A 17,620-nucleotide genomic window follows, 5' to 3' on the forward strand; every position below is an offset into this window, starting at 1 on the left:
ATAGCGCGGCGCAGGGACGGTGGGACAGGAAAAGCCATGCAAGAGCGATGGACTTTTCCCCCTCCGTCCCGCCATAAGCCGGGGATGCGTTATATTCGTCCGCTTCTTTCGATATCGCTGGTCCTGATGACAGCGCCGGTCCACGCCGACCCGGAACCGCAAAATGTGCCGTTCAGGCTGGAATATCTGGAAGGGTTGAAGCCTGGATCGGAGCCATCCACTGAAGCAGAGCCGTCCACCGGGGCGGAGCCGACGACTGCGCCGGAACCGGCCCAACCCGCGCCCGGCGGCGATCCCGCGGCGATCGAGGAAGCGTCGGGCGGGCGGCTGGGCATCGCGCTGGTCGACAGCAAGGGGGCGATGCTGCTGGGCTTCAACCGTGAGGAGCGGTTCGCCATGTGTTCGACCTTCAAGGCGCCGCTGGCCGCCGCCGTGCTGATGGGCGCGGAGCAGAACAGGTATGGCATGGAGGGCACCCTGCCCATCAAGCAATCGGACCTGCTCGACTATGCGCCGGTGGTGAAGGCCAATCTGGCGAAGGGCAGGATGCCGATCGCCGATCTTGCCAAGGCGGCGGTGCAGGTGAGCGACAACAGCGCCGCGAACCTGTTGCTGCCGCTGGTCGGCGGGCCGCAGGGGCTGACCGCCTTTTTCCGCAAGCATGGCGACGAAGTGACACGCCTCGACCGCAATGAGCCGACGCTCAACGAAAATGCGCAGGGGGATGAGCGGGACACCACCAGCCCGGCGGCGATGGCGACGGTGATGGCGCGCCTTCTGTTCCAGGACATGCCAGCGCCTGCGGCAGGCCAGTTGCGCGGCTGGCTGGAGGGCAGCACGACCGGCGGCAAGCGCATCCGGGCGGGGTTACCCGCCGGATGGAAAGCGGGGGACAAGACGGGATCGTGCGGCACGGCGTTCAACGATGTCGCCGTGCTGCGGTCGCCGCGCGGCAATGATTATGTGCTGGCCATCTATCTCGACCGCCCGACTGTGCCGGACGCCAAGGCCGATGCGACGATAGCGGAAGCGACGCGCGCGGTGATGGACATGCTGGTGCGGATCGACCGTGGCCGGGGCGGCTGAGCGGGGTTTTCGGGTCTGCCCGATCTGCCCGATCTGCCGAAGTTGCGGAAGTTGCGGGTTGTGAGGTGTTTTTGCGGGTAAAGTCGCAGAAAGGTCGCATGTTGGTCTCATGTGCGTCCCATGCAGGTCGCAGGTGAGTCTCATCTGAGTCTCATATGCGTCGCACCCACGTCGCAGGTACGTCTCACCTGCGTCGCGTGTGAGTCGCGGTTGGGTCGCAATAAAGTCGCATCGTGGCTGCATTCTGGCCGGAGACAGACGTGCTCCTGCGGAGGCAGGAACCCAGTTCAAAGCCTGGATATGGATTCCTGATTTCTCAGGAGCGCGGCGAGTGACGTGTCTTGCTTCGACCTGCGCGGGAGTGATGGATGGGGAGGGCATGGTCCGGGCTTTCCGCGAACATGATGAGCGCGCGGGCATAACAGCGGCCGGGGCGTGTAGGACAGGAAGTCGGCGGCGAGCCAGCGGCTGCCGTTCCGCCCTTCGTCACCCCGGACTTGATCCGGGGTCCCGCTTTTAAGATTGATTAGGGGCAGGCGTAAGGGTGGAACAGGACCCGATCCTGTAGGCGGATATGTTCTGGCCTCGAACAGAAAGGACAGCGGGACCCCGGATCAAGTCCGGGGTGACGAGATGGGGCGCCAAGTTGTCCCGACGCCCGCCAAAGCTCTCCTTAGGCAGAGAGGGAAATCTCCCCCTAAATCCCGAACCGCGCGGTGATGCGGATGTCGCGGCCGGCGAGGGGGGCGAAGTCCTTCAGGAAGCTGGCGTGGCGGCGGGCCTCCACGTCGAAGATGTTGTTGGCCGACAGGATGATGCTGGTCTGGCTGTTGTTCGCGAAGGGCTTCACGGACAGGCTGGCGTTGACCAGCGTGAAGCCGTCGGTGGGGGTTTCGCTGGCGTTGATGCGGTTCTGGTTGAATGTGTGCTCCACCTCGGCGCGGGCGCTCAGCCGGTCGCCCTGCAGTTCCAGGCCGCCAAGCAGGCGGAGCGGGGGGATGCGGGGGGCGGGGCCGGAGCCGGTAACGGTCGCGCGGACATAATCGGCAAGGCCGTCCGCGTTGAGCGCAAATTCGCCAAGCTGGGCGAGCTTGACCGAGCCCTCCGCCTCAAAGCCGTAATATTTCGCCTTGGCCTGGAAATTCTGGAAGCAGGGAAATTCCAGATGCTCGCCGCCGTTGACGGCCTCGCAGGCGGCATCGTCGACCATCGTCTCGTAAATATAGTTTTTGAACCGGTTATGATAGGCGGAGAGCGAGAAGGTATAGCCTTCGCCCTTGCCGCGCAGCGTCGCTTCTATGCCAAGGCTGCGTTCCTTGTCGAAATCGGGATTGCCCAGTTCGAACGCCTGCGTACCGGCGTGATTGCCCCGCGCGAACAGTTCCTCGGCGGACGGCGCGCGTTCCGTGCGGGAGAGGTTGAGGCCGACGCGCCAGCCGGGGACGACCTCATGACTGGCACCCGCCGACAGCGACACCGTATTGAACGTGCGGTGGAAGGCGTCATTCCCCAGATCTTCATCGGCGTCCGCCGACAGGATGCTGTGCTCGAACCGGCCGCCAGCCTCCAGCCGGGTCGCGCCAAGGTCGAGCGACTGCAGGGTGAAGATGCCGAATTGCTGGGTCTCATTCTTCGGCAGGAATTTCTCCTCGCCGATGACGTGGAAGTCGCGGATCATGAACTGGCCGCCAATCGCGCCCTCCCAGCCACCGACCTTCGACTGGATCAGCTCCAGCCGGGATTCGACGGACTGGTTGTAGAAAGTCGTGCCGACTTCGCCGCTGCTCTCGATTTCCTCATGCTGATAATCGGCCCAGCCGGTGCGGAAGCGGATGGCGTCAAGGAAGCCGCCGCCAGTGTGGATTTCCCCGCGCAGGTCCGCGCGGGTCTGCTTCATGTGGAGGCGGACATCCTCATGGCCGTGGCTGTCGCCTTCCTCCTCATCGCCATGATCATGATCGCTGTGATCCTCCAGATCCCAGCGGCCCGGCACGCCGTAGAAATTGTCGATATGATTGACCGAGAAACCAAGATTGCCGGTGTCGGTGATAAGGGCCATGCCACCCGCCACTTCCCAGCTCTTGGCCGCGCTGTTGGGCAGCTTGCCGCGCAGGTTTGCCAGTTCCGATATTTCCGGGTCGCCATTCGCCGCCGCTTCCGCGCGGGCGCTGGGGGAGAGGATGTAGCTGCCGGTGTCGAGATTGCCGGTCCTGGTCCAGCTCCCGTCGGCATGGATGACGATCTTGTCGCCGATCGGCACTTCGATCTTGCCCATGCCGGTGCGCTCGTTGGCGGCGGAGCCGTAGGTCGCCATGCCATCGATATGGATCGGTTCATCTGGGATGTGACGGGGGATGCGGCTGTCGATGACGTTGACCACGCCGCCGATGGCGGAGGAGCCGTAGAGCAGGGCGGCAGGCCCGCGCAGCACCTCGATCCGCTCTGCCGTCAGCGGGTTGATCGCGACGGCATGGTCGACCGAGGTGTTGGAGACGTCAAAGCTGCCGATGCCGTCCGTCAGGATGCGGACGCGCTCGCCCTGAAAGCCGCGCAGGATGGGACGTGAGGCATTGGGGCCGAAGGAGGTGGAGGAAACGCCGGCCTGCCGCGAGAGCGTGTCGCCGATGGTCGGGCGCATCTCACGGGCCAGTTCCGCGCCGGTGACGACCGAGGTGCCGGACAGGATGTCGTTCTGACTGCGCGGGATGACGCCGGTGATCACAATGTCGGTGGATTGCTGATCATGATGGGCGTCACGCCCCTGGCCCGTATCATCGTCGGCAAGGGCGGGTTGTGACAGTGCAAGCGCGAAGAGGGCGGAACCGGCAAGAACTGTCGAACGAAGCATAGGGGATAACATCCTGATTCGGTGGGGATGGCTTCTCCTAAATAGGATGATACAACATATCAATCCCTGTTGTGCGATGCGGTATGATTTGGCGATGAGATGTGGGTTTGGGTGGTTAGGGGGCAGAAAGGGGGAATATGTGGTCTGGGTGGTTTGCGGTATGGTGTGCTCCTGCTTTCGCAGGAGCACGGCCCGGAAAGTCTGGTCTCCGCCTTCGCAGGAGCACGCTGCAGCTAACGGAGAAAGCTTCGTTGCCCGCTCAGACGATCAGCGGAACAGATATTCCGCCAATGACGATATGACGGGATCGTCGCGCATATCTTCCCGCACCGCCTGGCGCACTTCCACCGGGGGGAGCGGATCGACGAGCGGCAGACGGCGGATGCCGGGCATTTTGCCGAAATCGCGCGCCAGCGGCCCGAAGGCGGCGAAATAGCCGGCGCCATCGCGCACCGCCGTCATGATGTCGTAGAGATTGTCGGTTTCCAGCGCGGGATGCCACAGATCGACGCCGCCACGGATCATGGCGTTGTCGAGAATGGGCCGCAGGGGATTGCGCGAACCGAGCAGCACCGGCCGCACCCCGACCAGATCCTCCACCGTGATCGTTTCCTGCTGCGCCAGGGGATGAGCTGCACCGATGAAGATGGAAAGGCTCTCGCTCCAGACATAGCGGGATTCGAAGCGTTCGCGTTCGCCCATCGCGTAATAATAGACGATATCGACCTCTCCAGACGCCAGCAGTGGCTCAGCCCGCATGGCCGTGAAGGCATCCAGTTCCAGCGCGATCGCCACATCCGGGTTGGCCTGCTCGAAGGCGGTCAGCGCTTCCTGAAAATGCCCGAATACGGAGGGGTGTGCGGCAAGCGTCACTTGCTGCTGGGCATGTTTCAGCTCGACGACGGGCGCCGGGGCGAGGGGCGGGGCCGGTTCGGGATCGTTCGCCGGGACAGGCAGGGGCACGGCAGCGAACAGGGAGATGACCGTCGGCGGCGGCACCGTCGCCGGGGCGGGCGCGGCAAAGACGACGCGCACGGCGAGCGTGTTGACGATGGGAAGCGGGACGACCTTTTCCGAATCCTGCGCCGGAGACGAATCGTCCAGCGCATCTTCCGCAAGGACCGGAGCCTCCTCCGTCAATGCCGGTTCCTCGATGGGTTCCGCTATGCCGCCGCTGGCGTCCAACGGTTCGGGCGACAGTTCTAGCACTGGCTCCGGAGCAAGTTCAGTGAGTTCGAGCGGCTCGTCCGTCACCCACGACATGCGCTTTACGGGCGGCGGCCATTCGATGTCGTCGAGTGCCGGCGCGGCCTTGATCAGCGTCGAAGGCGAGGGCATGTCATCGAGCGCCGCTGGCGCCGGCAGGGGCGCAGCTTCCGGTTCGGCAAAGCCGGCAAGCTCCAGAATGTCCGATGCTTCATCCAGGAGCGCAGGCTGTTCCGTCTCAAGCTGTTCGTCGGGAACAGGGGCGGATATCGCCTCCTCCGCCGGATCATCTTCAAGGTCCTGAGGGGCGTCGGCATTTTCCGCCGATACTATCTCCGGCGTTGGAGCGGAATCTGCGGCATATGGGATGTCCGCCTCATCCTCCGTGATGACCTCCGGCGCGGCGGTTTCGTCTTGTGAGGGGATTTCCTGTTCGGCTTCCGCAGCCACGGTGGGCGCTGGATCAGGAATATCCTCGGCCCCAGTCTCCTCGGCCGCAGCCTCTGCGGTCTCCGTCTCCTCGGCTGCGATCTCCTCGACGCCAGCCTCGTCGCTGTCCGCCTCCTCCACCTGGGGGGCGGACGCTTCCGCCTCCTCCTGGGGAGACGCGCCTGCAGTGAGAAGCGCCATGGCGTCGACCGTCTTCTGGCCGATCGGGGTCAGCGTGAAATCCGTGCCCTCAATGACGAACAATTGGTGGCCCAGCCGATGCTGGAGCGCGCGCAACTCGCTCTTTACCGCCGCTTCCGCCATACCGAGCGCCAGCGCGCAGTCGGCAATATTGCCCGATGCGACCATCTGCGCGAAGATTTCAAGTTGCCGCAAGGTAGGCGTTGTCATTGCGCAACGATACGCGAAAAACGCTTTGTGGTTAATCCCCATAAGGTGAAGCGCTCGTGACGGCGCACCGCTTTGGCGCAACCGGAGAAAAGACCAGCCCGGCGCGAAACGATAATGGACGGATTTGCGGCTAAGCGTTCAGCGCGGAGCCTGTGGCGAACCGACTTCCAGGATACAGCTCGTCCGGTCGTCGCTGTCCGCATTGTCGGTGATGCAGTCGAGCACCTTGGGCAAAATGGGCGTGTCGAATTGCACGCCGATCCTGCTCCCGCTGCGCCAGCGGACCTGGCAGAGACGAGGCTCGACCATGCCGGTGATGGTCAGCAATATGATGGTGCCGGGCGTGAACAGATTGAGAATGCTGCTGCAATCCACTTCGGCGCACAGGTCAAGCTTGGCGCCGGCGGAGGAAATGTCGATCGTGCGGACCCGGATCAGCGATGTGGCGATGCGTACCCGCGCCGGTTCGGAGATGGTGACGCGGGTCGGGCGAACGGCGTGCGCATCATCAAGCCCGGCCTGATCCAGACGCGCAGCATCATTCGCTTCAAACCCGGTTGGCAGCGCCAGCGATGTCCCGTTCTCGACGAACATAATTCGACCTTCCGTTGCTGCCGGGAACAAGGCGGCCAGGCGGGTTAACAAAAGGTTACCCTCCGAAACCGGAGCATGCGGACTTAGACTAATGTCGCATAATGCGCTGCTCTGGGCCGCAGAAGGATGATTTTGCCGGGGCCGGCGGGCGCGCGCGATGCGCCGATTCGCGGGACCGTTTCGGGGATTTCCAAGCGGACCTCTTTTCTTCTAAGGATTGTCCATGAACGAACCCGCGCCCCAGGAACGCCCGGCAGCAACCACGATCATTTTCCGCGACAGGCCAGGCTCCGCTCCAGAGCTGCTGTTCATGGAGCGCTCAAGCGGCATGGCCTTTGCCGCCGGTGCGCTGGTCTTTCCGGGCGGTGCGGTGGATGCGGAGGATTTTGCGTTCGCAGCGTCCATGGATACGGCGCTGGCGGTGGACGAAGCCGCCGCCCGGATCGGCGCAATCCGCGAGACGCTGGAGGAAAGCGGGCTGGCCATCGGGTTCCGGGATGCGCCCGATCATGGCGTCGCAGGGAAAATCCGTGAGGCCATGCTGGCTGGCGAACCCTTCGCCGCGTTGCTTGCGGGGGCGGGGCTGGCGCTGGATCTGGACAGGCTGGTGCCGTTCGCGCGATGGCATCCCAATGTGAAAGAGGGCGCGCCGCGCGTGTTCGATACCCGTTTTTACCTGGCCCGCTGGATGGAAGGCAGCCCGGAACCGACGCCGGACAGCACGGAGAATGTCCATCTGTTCTGGGCGACCGCGCAGGATGTGCTGGATCGCCATATAGGCGGCGAAGTGAAGATCATTTTTCCCACGCGGCGCAATCTGGAGCGGCTGGCTCCGTTCCAGTCCTTCGATCAGGCGGTGTCACACGCCAGCCGCTATCCGGTGGAGAAAGTAACGCCCTGGATAGAGGATCGGGACGGACGCCCCAGCCTCTGCATTCCTGAAGGCATGGGCTATCCCGTAACCCATGAAGCGCTGGAAACCGCGTTCAGGGGGTAGGGCTGATCGACATTCCGTTCTAGGCCAATCCAGGCGTCAGTCCTGCGCCAAGGCCTCCGCCTGCCGCGCCAGGAACCCATAGCGCTGCGCCATCTCCCAATGCAGCCGGCATATATGCGGATCGGCCGCGAGTTCGGACGAGCGCATTTCCTGCATCTCCCGGTTGCGGTAAAATGCTGCGTCATCGTTCCTGTTCATGACTCTCGCTCCGGTCGAAGGCGGAAAGCGCGACTATAGCATATGCGAAACGACAGGCCTTGATGTGGATCAACATGATTGGAAAGATATGCCGGGATGCCATTTTGCGGCGCGCGGGCAAGCAAAAAGCCCGCTGAACCATGCGGCTCAGCGGGCTTTTCATGGTGGGCGTGGCAAGGATTGAACTTGCGACCCCTGCGATGTCAACACAGTGCTCTACCACTGAGCTACACGCCCACGGGAAGGGAGCCATTAGCGGGGGTCCGCAGGGCGCGCAAGCGGGAATCGCGATAATTTGGCGCAAGACGCTGGACAGCGCCGCCAACCCTCATAAGCTGCTTCTTCAAAGGGGAAATCTTTCATGCAGCCAAGTCTGACCGACCAGCCGCCGCCTTCGCCTGCGCCATTCTACCGGCATCTCTATGTTCAGGTGCTCACGGCGATCGCTCTGGGCGTGGCTGTGGGGCATTTCTGGCCGGAAACCGGGGCGGCGCTCAAGCCGCTGGGCGACGCCTTTATCAAACTGGTGAAGATGATCATCGCGCCTGTCATCTTCCTGACGATCGTGACCGGCATTGCCGGGATGCAGGGGCTGGGGACGATCGGCCGGGTGGCGGCGAAAGCCTTCGCCTATTTCCTGACCTTCTCCACGCTGGCGCTGTTCGTCGGCCTGGTCGTCGCCAATGTGGTGCGGCCGGGGGAGGGGCTGAACATCGATCCCAACACGCTCGATGGCAGCAAGGTGGCCGATTTCGCGACCAAGGCGCATGACCGGACGCTGATCGATTTCCTGCTGAACATCATTCCCGACACGCTGGTATCGGCGGTGGCGGAGGATAATATCCTGCAGACGCTGTTCGTCGCCATCCTGTTCGGCATTGCGATGACCCTGATCGGGGACAGGGGCAAGCCGCTGATGGACGTGCTGCAGGCGGCCAGCCATGCGATCTTCCGGCTGGTTTCCATCCTGATGAAAGCGGCGCCGATCGGCGCTTTTGGCGCGATGGCCTTCACCATCGGCAAATATGGGGTCGGGACGCTGGCCAATCTGGCGGGGCTGGTCGCGACATTCTATCTGACCTCCCTGATCTTCATACTGGTCGTGCTGGGCGCGGTGGCGTGGTTTGCGGGCTTCAATATCCTGAAACTCATCCGCTATCTGAAGGCGGAGCTGCTGCTGGTGCTTGGCACGTCCTCGTCGGAGGCGGCGCTGCCCAGCCTGATCGAGAAGATGGAGCGGGCCGGGTGCCGCAAGTCGATCGTCGGGCTGGTGGTGCCGACGGGCTATTCCTTCAACCTGGACGGGACCAATATCTATATGACGCTGGCCGCGCTGTTCATCGCGCAGGCGACCAATGTGCATCTGTCCTTCGAGGAGCAATTGCTGCTGCTGCTGGTGGCGATGATCAGTTCGAAGGGCGCGGCGGGCGTCACAGGCGCAGGCTTCATCACCCTGGCGGCGACCCTGTCCATCGTGCCGTCCGTGCCGGTCGCGGGCATGGCGCTGATATTGGGCGTCGACCGGTTCATGAGCGAATGCCGCAGCCTGACCAACTTCATCGGCAATGCGGTGGCCACGGTCGTCGTGTCGGCATGGGAGGGCGGCCTGGACCGAGACCGGTTGAACGCCGCGATGGCCGGGAAACCGCTGCCTGCTACGCCGGATATGCAGCGGGTGATCTAGGATAGGCCATTCTGTTCTGGAGGCGTGTTCCTGCGAAAGCAGGAACCCAGTTTGGGCCGTGGGACTGGACTCCTGCTTTCGCAGGAGCACGCGGAGTCGGTTATTCAGGGCAAACTGGAATGAAGGTATTGGGGCGCGGGCTTCCGCTCAGCTCAGCTCAGTTCGCTGGCGGCGGTGGTGTCGAACATCCGGTCGACCTCAAACACCAGGTCGCGCAGATGGAAGGGCTTTGACAGCACCTTGGCCTGCGGAACGGCCTTGCCGGCCTTCAGCGTGACGGCGGCGAATCCCGTGATGAACATGACGCGCATTTCCGGCGCGACGCTGGCGGCGTGCTGGGCAAGCTCAATCCCGTCCATCTCCGGCATGACGATATCGGTCAGCAGCAGGTCGAAACGGTCCGATTCGATCAGCGGAACAGCGGCGGTGCCGCGATCCACGGCGACAACCTCATAACCGGACTTTTCCAGAGCGCGCGAAAGATATTGGCGCATCGCGTCATCGTCTTCCGCCAGCAAAATCCGGACCATCGCGTCGCTACCCCTTGTTCACGCCCATGATGGCGGATTTCCGAGAATCCGCCGGCTGCCACCTTCCCAAATGATCCCGGCCTGTGGCGCCAGTTTGCGCCGCCTTAATCACCAAAAATGCCACCGCACCACGACTCTCCAAGCATGGGGGTGACAATTCCGGCAACCTTATGCGACAAGGCTTTAATATTTTCCAGCCATTCGAAAGGCTTTCCGCACAAAAATGCCCGCCGCGCCCACACCGGACATGCAGCCTTCCAGTCCGCCGGTCGAGCGCACGCCCGCCTATGACCGTTATGGTCCCGATATGCCGCGCAGCCCGGTGGTCATCTCCGTGCCCCATGCCGGGCGCAACTATACGCCGACATTACTGGCCAATGCGCGATGCGGCGTCGCGGGCCTGCGGCGGCTGGAGGATCGTTATGCGGACCTGCTTGCCCACCGGTTGATCGCACTGGGGTATAGCGTGATGATCGCCCGGACGCCGCGCGCCGTTATCGACCTTAACCGCGACGAGCGGGAGATTGACCCGGCGATGGTGCGCGGCCTGCCCCGGAATCAGCCGCTGATGACCAGCGCCAAGATGCGTGGCGGGCTGGGCCTCGTGCCCCGGCGGCTGCAGGGTATTGGTGACCTGTGGACGTTGCCTGTCGATTGGGGGGAGCTTTCCGGGCGGATCGCGTTTCTCCACCGGCCCTATCATGAGGCGCTGGCGGGTATGATGCGCCGCGCCCGCGACGCGCATGGCCACGCCATATTGCTGGATATCCATTCGATGCCGCCGCTCACCGCCGGGGTCAGGCCACCGGGCATCGTTCTGGGCGACCGGTTCGGGCGCAGCGCATCGACTCGCCTGGTGGCGTTGGCCGCCGACCTTTGTGAAGGGCATGGGATGGCGAGCGCGCAGAACCATCCCTATCCCGGAAATTACCTGCTGGAGCGGCATGGGCGGCCGGAAAGCGGGTTTCATGCCCTGCAGGTGGAGGTCGACCGGAGCCTGTACCTGGACACCGCCCTTGACCGGCCGGGACATGGCCTTGCGCGCATGCAGGGCGTAATGGTGGAGCTTGCCGAGGCGCTGGGCATCGAGTTGCCCGGCGCCTTTGCCCAGGCGGCGGAGTAAGGGGTAGGCAAAGAGCCGCCGGGTCCCCACCCATAAAAAACCACCCCATGCAAGCATGGGGTGGCCAAGGTTCAGGGAGGAGACGTCTCCAAAGGGGGAGACGCCCATGCAACACACCCGAAAGGGGGGCAGGTGCGTTGCAATTCAGGATTTAAGATAGAGTCCCTCCGGTTTCAAGCACCGAAAGGACTATTCCGGTTGGGTTTGTGCGAATTAATCGCACAAACCCCCTGAAAGCCTAGGCTTCTACCGGTTGTGACAGGATCGTAACGTCAGGCATTTTTCCCTGTTCGATCTGCTGCTGGAACAATTCGCGCATCAGTTGCAGCGAAAACAGGTGGGCGTGAAGCAGCGGCAGCATGCCATTCTGCATGATCTTGCGAAGCTGATCGCCGCGCATGTCGCGCAGCTTTTCCTCGTTGACCATCTGGAAACCGCGATAGACGAAGGGCTGTTCACGGTCAGGCGCCTGAATGCTGACCTCGCCTTCCATCAGCAGGTCCAGTTCCTTCAGATCCTTGACGAACTGGCCGGTGCGCTGGGCCGCCTGCTCGAACTCCTCGCAGAAGCTGAGGATGTTTTTGGTGACTTCGGAGGGCTGGCCGTCCTCGATCAGCCTGTCGCCATCGGGATAGTCGCCGATCAGCTCGCTGGTGGGATCGAAGCAGAGCGACATTTCATCGCTGTCCGGACGCAGCTTCGCCAGCAGCCAGGGGTAGCGGCGGACATAGGCGGGAACATAGGCGCGGCCGCGCAGACGGCCGTCATCCTCCAGGAAGATATTCACGCCTTCGTTCAGACCCATCAGCGCCAGAGGCACAGGGTCCGGGCCGGACGAAAAGATGATCGGCAGGAAGCGCTGCGCCACAACAAATTCATCGACGGTCAGCGGCACGGCATGCTGGGACGCCAGGAAGGGCGCGCTGTCGGCGGCGCGGGTGCGGTAATCGGCATGATCCTGGCTGTTGAGCGGAATCAGGTCGTTGTAGAAAATCGGCAGCGAATTGCTGGGCGCACTGGCCATCGTGAAACTCCGTAGGGCGAAGGCGCCATTGCGCCAAGGATAGATGGGGTCAGGGCAGTAAAGGCAGGATAAGGGAAACTCAATCGCTTTGTCGCCCGGGCGATTTGTTACCGGGGTTGGGCAGGATTGCGGGCCGCATATCCGCTTTTCGCGTCCGCTCTGTTGCCCGGTCTTTCCCCTGCCTTGCTGCTCCCTATCTTATACCCCGATCAGGTTCCATTCATCGGCCGATGCCCTATATCCGCGTCCCATGCCTTTCAATCGCCGCGAAATCCTGGTCGGCGCCGCTTCCGGCGCCTTTTTGTTGGGGCATGCCGGCCGTGCGCTGGCGGCCGATGATGTTGCGCGCGTCGACGCCCTGATCGCCCGCATGACGGTGGAGGAGAAGGCGGGGCAGATGAGCTGCTTCGCGGACAGTTTCCGTCCCTTCAACCAGCCCAACCCGCAGGTCGGCATTCAGGATGAGCGGCGGCTGGCGGCGGAAATCCGCAAGGGGCATGTCGGCTGTCTGTTCAACGGCATTGGCGTGGAGGGCGCGCGCCGGGCGCAGGACATCGCCGTCAAGGAAACCCGGATGGGCATACCCATCCTGTTCGCGGGCGATGTGATCCATGGCCTGCGCACCATATTTCCTGTGCCGCTGGCCGAGGCGGCGAGTTTCGATCCCTCTCTGGCGGAAAAGACGGCGCGCGCCGCCGCCGAGGAAGCGACCGCCGCCGGGCTTCACCTGACCTTCGCCCCGATGGTCGATGTCGCGCGCGACCAGCGATGGGGACGGGTGGTCGAGGGATCGGGCGAGGACGTGTATCTGGGCCAGTTGTTCGCCGCGGCGCGGGTGCGCGGCTTTCAGGGGCGGAATCTGCGGCGGGACGACAGCCTGCTCGCCTGCGCCAAGCATTTCCTGGCCTATGGCGCGGTCGCTGCGGGGCTGGAATATGGCAATGTCGATATTTCCGACGAAAGCCTGCGCGAGACGCATCTGCCGCCCTTTACCGCGTCCATCGACGCCGGGGTGATGTCCGTGATGGCGGCGTTCAACGAGATCAACGGCGTGCCCGCGACGGCCGACGGGACGTTGCTGACCGACATGCTGCGCACGGAGATGGGTTTCCGGGGTTTCGTTTTCTCCGACTATACCGCCGACGAGGAACTGGTGGCGCACGGCTACGCCGCCGACGACCGGGAGGCGACGCGCCTCGCCGTGCTGGCCGGGGTCGATATGAGCATGCAGAGCGGCCTCTACATCCGCTACCTGCCCGAACTGGTGCAGTCCGGCGCGGTGCCCGTGGAGACGCTGGACGTGGCCGTGCGGCGCATCCTCTATGTAAAGACGGCGATCGGCCTGCTCGAGAATCCCTATCGCTCGCTCGACCCGAAGGCCGCCGCCGCACGCATCGGCACCAGCGACAAAAGGGCGCTGGCGCGGGAGGCGGCGGCGCGGTCCATCGTGCTGCTCCAGAATGACGGTATCCTGCCGCTGGCGCGCGATGGCGCGAGCCGGATCGCGCTGATCGGACCGTTTGCGGAGGATAAGGACAATCTGCTCGGCCCCTGGGCCTTCTATGGCGACAAGGAGCAGGTGGTGGATATCGCCTCGGGCATCCGCGCGGCGTTGGCCGACCCGTCGCGCCTGTCCATAGCGCGCGGGTGCGAGGTGGAGACCATCCTGCCCGACGGCGTCGCCAAGGCGGTGGAGGCGGCGAAGGCGGCCGATGTCGTCATCCTGACGCTGGGCGAAGGACAGGACATGTCCGGCGAAGCGCAGTCGCGCACGACGATTGAGATTCCGCCAGTGCAACAGGCGCTGGCCGATGCGATCGCCGCCACCGGCAAGCCGACGATCGTCCTGCTGCGCCACGGACGGGCGCTGGCTCTGCATGACACGGTCGCCAACGCCTCGGCGATCCTGGCGACATGGTTTCTGGGCAGCGAGACGGGCAACGGCATTGCCGACGTGCTGTTCGGCGCGGTCAACCCATCGGCCAAGCTGCCGGTCAGCTTCCCCTGGGAATCGGGACAGGAACCCTTCTTCTACGACCGCAAGAGCACCGGCCGGCCGATGGTGAGCGGCGGCAATGCCGAATATAAGGCGCGCTTCCGGACTACCGACAACAGCGCACGTTTTCCCTTCGGTCATGGCCTCAGCTATGCACAGATGACGCTTTCCGACCTGAAGCTGAGCGATACGGCGCTGCGCTGGGATGGCGCCATCGAAGTGCGCGCGCGTTTGACCAACGAGGGGTCCGTGACCGGCAGCGAAGTGGTGCAACTCTACATCCGCGACAAGGTGGCGAGCCGCACCCGCCCGATCCGGGAGCTGAAGGGCGTGCGCCGCTATACGCTGGCGCCGGGCGAGAGCGCGGAGGTGCGCTTCTCCCTGTCCCGCAAGAATCTGGAATTTGTGGGGCGGGGCAGCAAGACGATTGCAGAGCCGGGCGATTTCGACGTCTGGCTGGGGCAGTCGTCGGCCAATGGCCTGCACGGCACCTTCACGCTTTACGCGGCGGAGCAGAAGCGGGGGTAGGATTTTCGGTTATCAGAATACTTCCCCCGTTCGCTTCGAGCGTAGTCGAGAAGCCTTGCGCATCCACTTCTCGACTGCGCTCGAAGCGAAAGGAAATTGGAGATGCTGGGCAGGTAACGGCGACTGATGGCGCAATCGCGCAAATCGGTCTATCTAGGCCGCAATCAGGGAGGATGATGCGATGCGGATCACGATTCGGATGAAGGCCCTTGGCGCCGTGGCGGCCGTGCTGGTCGCCGGCACTCCGGCGATGGCGCAATATGGCGGGGCCGGTCCCAATGGCGGCAGCGGCATTCGCACGCGCGACGCGGTGAACGCAGCGATCCTGAGCGACGTGTCCAGCGACCGACAGGCGGAGCGGGAGGCCAAGCGCACGCCCTATGCCTCGCCGGGCTATGGCTCCATCCGCACGGCCAAGCAGGCGGCGGACGCCTGCGGCGCGGACGCGGTGAGCGAGGCTGGCCGGGGATCGAAACTGATCGGCAAGCCGCTTGCGCGCACCATGGCGACGGGCTGGGAAGTCGAGGGCCATGTCGACACGGGTGACGGGCATGTGCCCTTTGTATGTTCGGTGCGGAACGGGTCGGTCAGCGGGATTTTGCTGAAGTAGGGCGGGGCCGCTTATCTGCAAACCGTTCGTGCTGAGCCTGTCGAAGCACTGCCTTTTCTTAGGGAGAAGCGCAGCCCTTCGACAAGCTCAGGGCGAACGGTGATATCGGGCCTTAATCCGACCCGCTCAGCCCGCGATGTCGGTGTCCAGCGCATAGCCTGCCGAGCGGACGGTGCGGATGATGTCCTGGCCGCCCTGCGCGTTGATCGCCTTGCGCAGGCGGCGGATATGGACGTCGACGGTACGCAGTTCGATGTCGCTGTCCTGACCCCATACGCTGTCGAGCAGCCGCTCGCGCGAAAAGACCCAACCGGGATGCTCCAGGAAATGCTTGAGCAGGCGGAATTCCGTGGGGCCGAGCGAGATGGTCTGACCGGCGCGGCGCACCTTGTGGCCGACCGTATCCATCTCGACATCGGCGAAGGACAGGGTTTCGCCGGCAAGCGCAGGACGCACGCGGCGCAGCACCGCGCCGACGCGGGCGACCAGTTCGCGGGGTGAGAAGGGCTTCGTCACATAATCGTCGGCGCCGGTTTCCAGCCCACGCACCCGGTCCTCCTCCTCGCCGCGCGCGGTGAGCATGATGATGGGGACGTTCGCCGTGCCGTTCATGCGGCGCAGGCGGCGGCATACCTCAATGCCGGACAGGCTTTCGACCATCCAGTCGAGCAGGACGATGTCGGGCGTATCCTCCTGCGCCAGGATCAGCGCTTCCTCACCGTCGACGGTATGGGCGACATCGAAGTCCTCCCGCTTGAAATGCCAGATCAGAAGCTCTGCGAGCGCAGCATCGTCTTCCACCAGCAACATCTTGGCGCGTGCCATGCGATATTCCTCAGCTTGTCTCAGTGGTTTCGCCGCGCTCACGATCGGGCAGATACTGGCCCGTGGCGGCATAGTAGACCATCTCCGCGACATTGGTCGCATGGTCGCCGATACGTTCGATATTCTTGGCGATGAACAGCAGGTGCGCGCATTCAGTGATCGTCTTGGGATTTTCCACCATGAACGTCACCAGCGTACGGAAGATGCTGTTGTAGAAATCGTCGACCACCGTATCGCGGTTGACGACGGCCAGCGCCAGATCAGCATCGCGCGCGGAAAAGGCGTTGAGCGCGTCATGCACCATCTCCCCTGCGATCTGCGCCATGGAGGGAAGCAGGGACACCGGCTCCAGCGTGCGCTTGTTGACGGCGACGAGCGGCACGCGCTTGGCGATGTTCTTGGCATAGTCGCCAATGCGCTCGACTACGCCGACGATCTTCAGCGCGGCGATCACTTCGCGCAGGTCGTTCGCCATCGGGGCGCGCAGAGCGATGGTCTGGATAGCGAGCTTTTCGACTTCGGATTCCAGTTCGTCGATGCGCGCATCACCGGCGACGACCTGCGCCGCCAGCTTCTTGTCCTCGCGCACCAGCGCGGTCATCGCATCCTCCAGCGCGGACTCCGCGCGGCCGCCCATTTCGGCGATCAGGCCGCGGAGCTTGTCAATATCCTCGTCGAATGCCTTGACGGTATGTTCAGCCATAATCGTTCCTCTCGCCTGAGCGCGCCAGCGTCAGCCGTAACGTCCAGTGATGTAATCCTTCGTCCGTTCCTGACGCGGATTGGTGAAGATATCGGAAGTCACCCCATATTCGACCAGAGTGCCGAGGTGGAAAAAGGCGGTGCGTTGCGACACGCGCGCGGCCTGCTGCATATTATGGGTGACGATGACGATCGCGTAGCGGCCGCGCAGTTCGTGGATCAGCTCCTCGATCTTGGCCGTGGCGATGGGGTCGAGCGCCGAGCAAGGTTCGTCCATCAGGATGACCTCCGGCTCGACCGCGATGGCGCGGCCGATGCACAGGCGCTGCTGCTGGCCGCCGGACAGTGCGGTGCCGCTGTCATGCAGGCGGTCCTTCACCTCGTCCCACAGGCCTGCGCGACGCAGCGATTTTTCGACGATCACGTCCATATCGGCCTTGGCGCTGGCGAGGCCGTGGATGCGCGGGCCGTAGGCGATATTCTCGTAGATCGACTTCGGGAATGGATTCGGCTTCTGGAACACCATGCCGACGCGGGCGCGAAGCTGCACCACGTCCATCGACGGCGAGTAGATATTGTCGCCGTCCAGCGTGATCTCACCCTCTACGCGGGCGCTGGCGACCGTGTCGTTCATGCGGTTCATGGTCCGCAGGAAAGTGGACTTGCCGCAGCCCGACGGACCGATGAAGGCAGTCACATTGTCCATGTCGACATCGATCGACACCTGCTTGATCGCCTGCTTCTGCCCGTAGAAGACGTTGACGTCGCGCGCCGTCATCTTCGGGTTGTTTGGCTTGAGCGCCTCTTGTTCCGGGGTCAGCATAGGGGT

Annotated in this window: 15 protein-coding genes and 1 tRNA gene; 6 read left to right on the top strand and 10 right to left on the bottom strand. The window is 63.7% G+C overall.

All coding sequences use genetic code 11. From position 1 onward, the window contains the following. Window positions 1-84: 84 nt before the first annotated feature. The gene (bla, locus tag KFK14_RS06065) at window positions 85-1,086 is read left to right on the top strand and encodes a class A beta-lactamase (RefSeq protein WP_425516656.1); all 1,002 of its coding nucleotides are present in this window, start codon (window positions 85-87) and stop codon (window positions 1,084-1,086) included. 697 nt (window positions 1,087-1,783) lie between these two features. On the opposite strand, the gene KFK14_RS06070 is transcribed toward bla, so the two are convergent. The 3 genes from KFK14_RS06070 to KFK14_RS06080 all read right to left on the bottom strand — a co-directional run bounded on the left by KFK14_RS06070 (window position 1,784) and on the right by KFK14_RS06080 (window position 6,574). Continuing rightward, entirely contained in the window at window positions 1,784-3,934 is a 2,151-nt protein-coding gene (locus KFK14_RS06070; protein ID WP_212610235.1) for a TonB-dependent receptor, read from the bottom strand. A gap of 267 nt (window positions 3,935-4,201) precedes the next feature. After that, window positions 4,202-5,980, bottom strand: a complete 1,779-nt coding sequence (locus KFK14_RS06075) for a LysR family transcriptional regulator (RefSeq protein WP_212610236.1) — start codon at window positions 5,978-5,980, stop codon at window positions 4,202-4,204. Between the two features lie 138 nt (window positions 5,981-6,118). Then, window positions 6,119-6,574, bottom strand: coding sequence for a PilZ domain-containing protein (locus KFK14_RS06080; protein ID WP_070151502.1), 456 nt, complete (start codon window positions 6,572-6,574; stop codon window positions 6,119-6,121). A 223-nt stretch (window positions 6,575-6,797) separates the two neighbouring features. Here KFK14_RS06080 and KFK14_RS06085 point away from each other — a divergent pair, with 223 nt between their 5' ends. Beyond that, window positions 6,798-7,571 (top strand): NUDIX hydrolase, encoded by a 774-nt coding sequence (locus KFK14_RS06085; protein ID WP_212610237.1) that lies wholly within the window; start codon window positions 6,798-6,800, stop codon window positions 7,569-7,571. 36 nt (window positions 7,572-7,607) lie between these two features. Here the strand turns inward: KFK14_RS06085 and KFK14_RS06090 are convergent, their stop codons facing one another. Next, complete coding sequence (locus KFK14_RS06090) at window positions 7,608-7,769, bottom strand: hypothetical protein (protein WP_212610238.1); 162 nt, start codon at window positions 7,767-7,769, stop codon at window positions 7,608-7,610. 162 nt (window positions 7,770-7,931) lie between these two features. Next, a tRNA-Val gene (locus tag KFK14_RS06095) sits at window positions 7,932-8,006 on the bottom strand. 124 nt (window positions 8,007-8,130) lie between these two features. On the opposite strand from KFK14_RS06095, the gene KFK14_RS06100 reads away from it, so the two are divergent. Next, on the top strand, window positions 8,131-9,453 hold the full coding sequence (locus tag KFK14_RS06100) for a dicarboxylate/amino acid:cation symporter (protein WP_212610239.1): 1,323 nt from the start codon (window positions 8,131-8,133) through the stop codon (window positions 9,451-9,453). Between the two features lie 152 nt (window positions 9,454-9,605). Here the strand turns inward: KFK14_RS06100 and cpdR are convergent, their stop codons facing one another. Further along, a complete protein-coding gene (gene cpdR, locus KFK14_RS06105) occupies window positions 9,606-9,983 on the bottom strand; it encodes a cell cycle two-component system response regulator CpdR (protein ID WP_212610240.1) in 378 nt (125 codons plus the stop codon). Window positions 9,984-10,206: 223 nt separating this feature from the next. Here cpdR and KFK14_RS06110 point away from each other — a divergent pair, with 223 nt between their 5' ends. After that, entirely contained in the window at window positions 10,207-11,106 is a 900-nt protein-coding gene (locus KFK14_RS06110) for an N-formylglutamate amidohydrolase (RefSeq protein WP_425516657.1), read from the top strand. A gap of 238 nt (window positions 11,107-11,344) precedes the next feature. Here the strand turns inward: KFK14_RS06110 and KFK14_RS06115 are convergent, their stop codons facing one another. Beyond that, complete coding sequence (locus tag KFK14_RS06115; RefSeq protein ID WP_212610241.1) at window positions 11,345-12,130, bottom strand: SapC family protein; 786 nt, start codon at window positions 12,128-12,130, stop codon at window positions 11,345-11,347. Window positions 12,131-12,380: 250 nt separating this feature from the next. On the opposite strand from KFK14_RS06115, the gene KFK14_RS06120 reads away from it, so the two are divergent. Together KFK14_RS06120 and KFK14_RS06125 are read left to right on the top strand one after the other, a co-directional pair. Continuing rightward, entirely contained in the window at window positions 12,381-14,654 is a 2,274-nt protein-coding gene (locus KFK14_RS06120; RefSeq protein WP_212610242.1) for a glycoside hydrolase family 3 N-terminal domain-containing protein, read from the top strand. A gap of 181 nt (window positions 14,655-14,835) precedes the next feature. Further along, the gene (locus KFK14_RS06125) at window positions 14,836-15,264 is read left to right on the top strand and encodes a hypothetical protein (RefSeq protein WP_212610243.1); all 429 of its coding nucleotides are present in this window, start codon (window positions 14,836-14,838) and stop codon (window positions 15,262-15,264) included. A 126-nt stretch (window positions 15,265-15,390) separates the two neighbouring features. On the opposite strand, the gene phoB is transcribed toward KFK14_RS06125, so the two are convergent. Genes phoB through pstB form a run of 3 tightly spaced genes read right to left on the bottom strand, consistent with a single transcriptional unit; the run spans window position 15,391 to window position 17,614 of the window. Further along, complete coding sequence (phoB, locus tag KFK14_RS06130) at window positions 15,391-16,089, bottom strand: phosphate regulon transcriptional regulator PhoB (protein ID WP_212610244.1); 699 nt, start codon at window positions 16,087-16,089, stop codon at window positions 15,391-15,393. Between the two features lie 10 nt (window positions 16,090-16,099). Continuing rightward, entirely contained in the window at window positions 16,100-16,792 is a 693-nt protein-coding gene (gene phoU, locus KFK14_RS06135) for a phosphate signaling complex protein PhoU (protein WP_212610245.1), read from the bottom strand. A gap of 30 nt (window positions 16,793-16,822) precedes the next feature. After that, on the bottom strand, window positions 16,823-17,614 hold the full coding sequence (gene pstB / locus KFK14_RS06140; RefSeq protein ID WP_070151520.1) for a phosphate ABC transporter ATP-binding protein PstB: 792 nt from the start codon (window positions 17,612-17,614) through the stop codon (window positions 16,823-16,825). Between the last annotated feature and the right edge of the window lie 6 nt (window positions 17,615-17,620).

The organism is Sphingobium phenoxybenzoativorans (genome assembly GCF_018286635.1).
In the GTDB taxonomy this organism is placed as follows: domain Bacteria; phylum Pseudomonadota; class Alphaproteobacteria; order Sphingomonadales; family Sphingomonadaceae; genus Sphingobium; species Sphingobium phenoxybenzoativorans.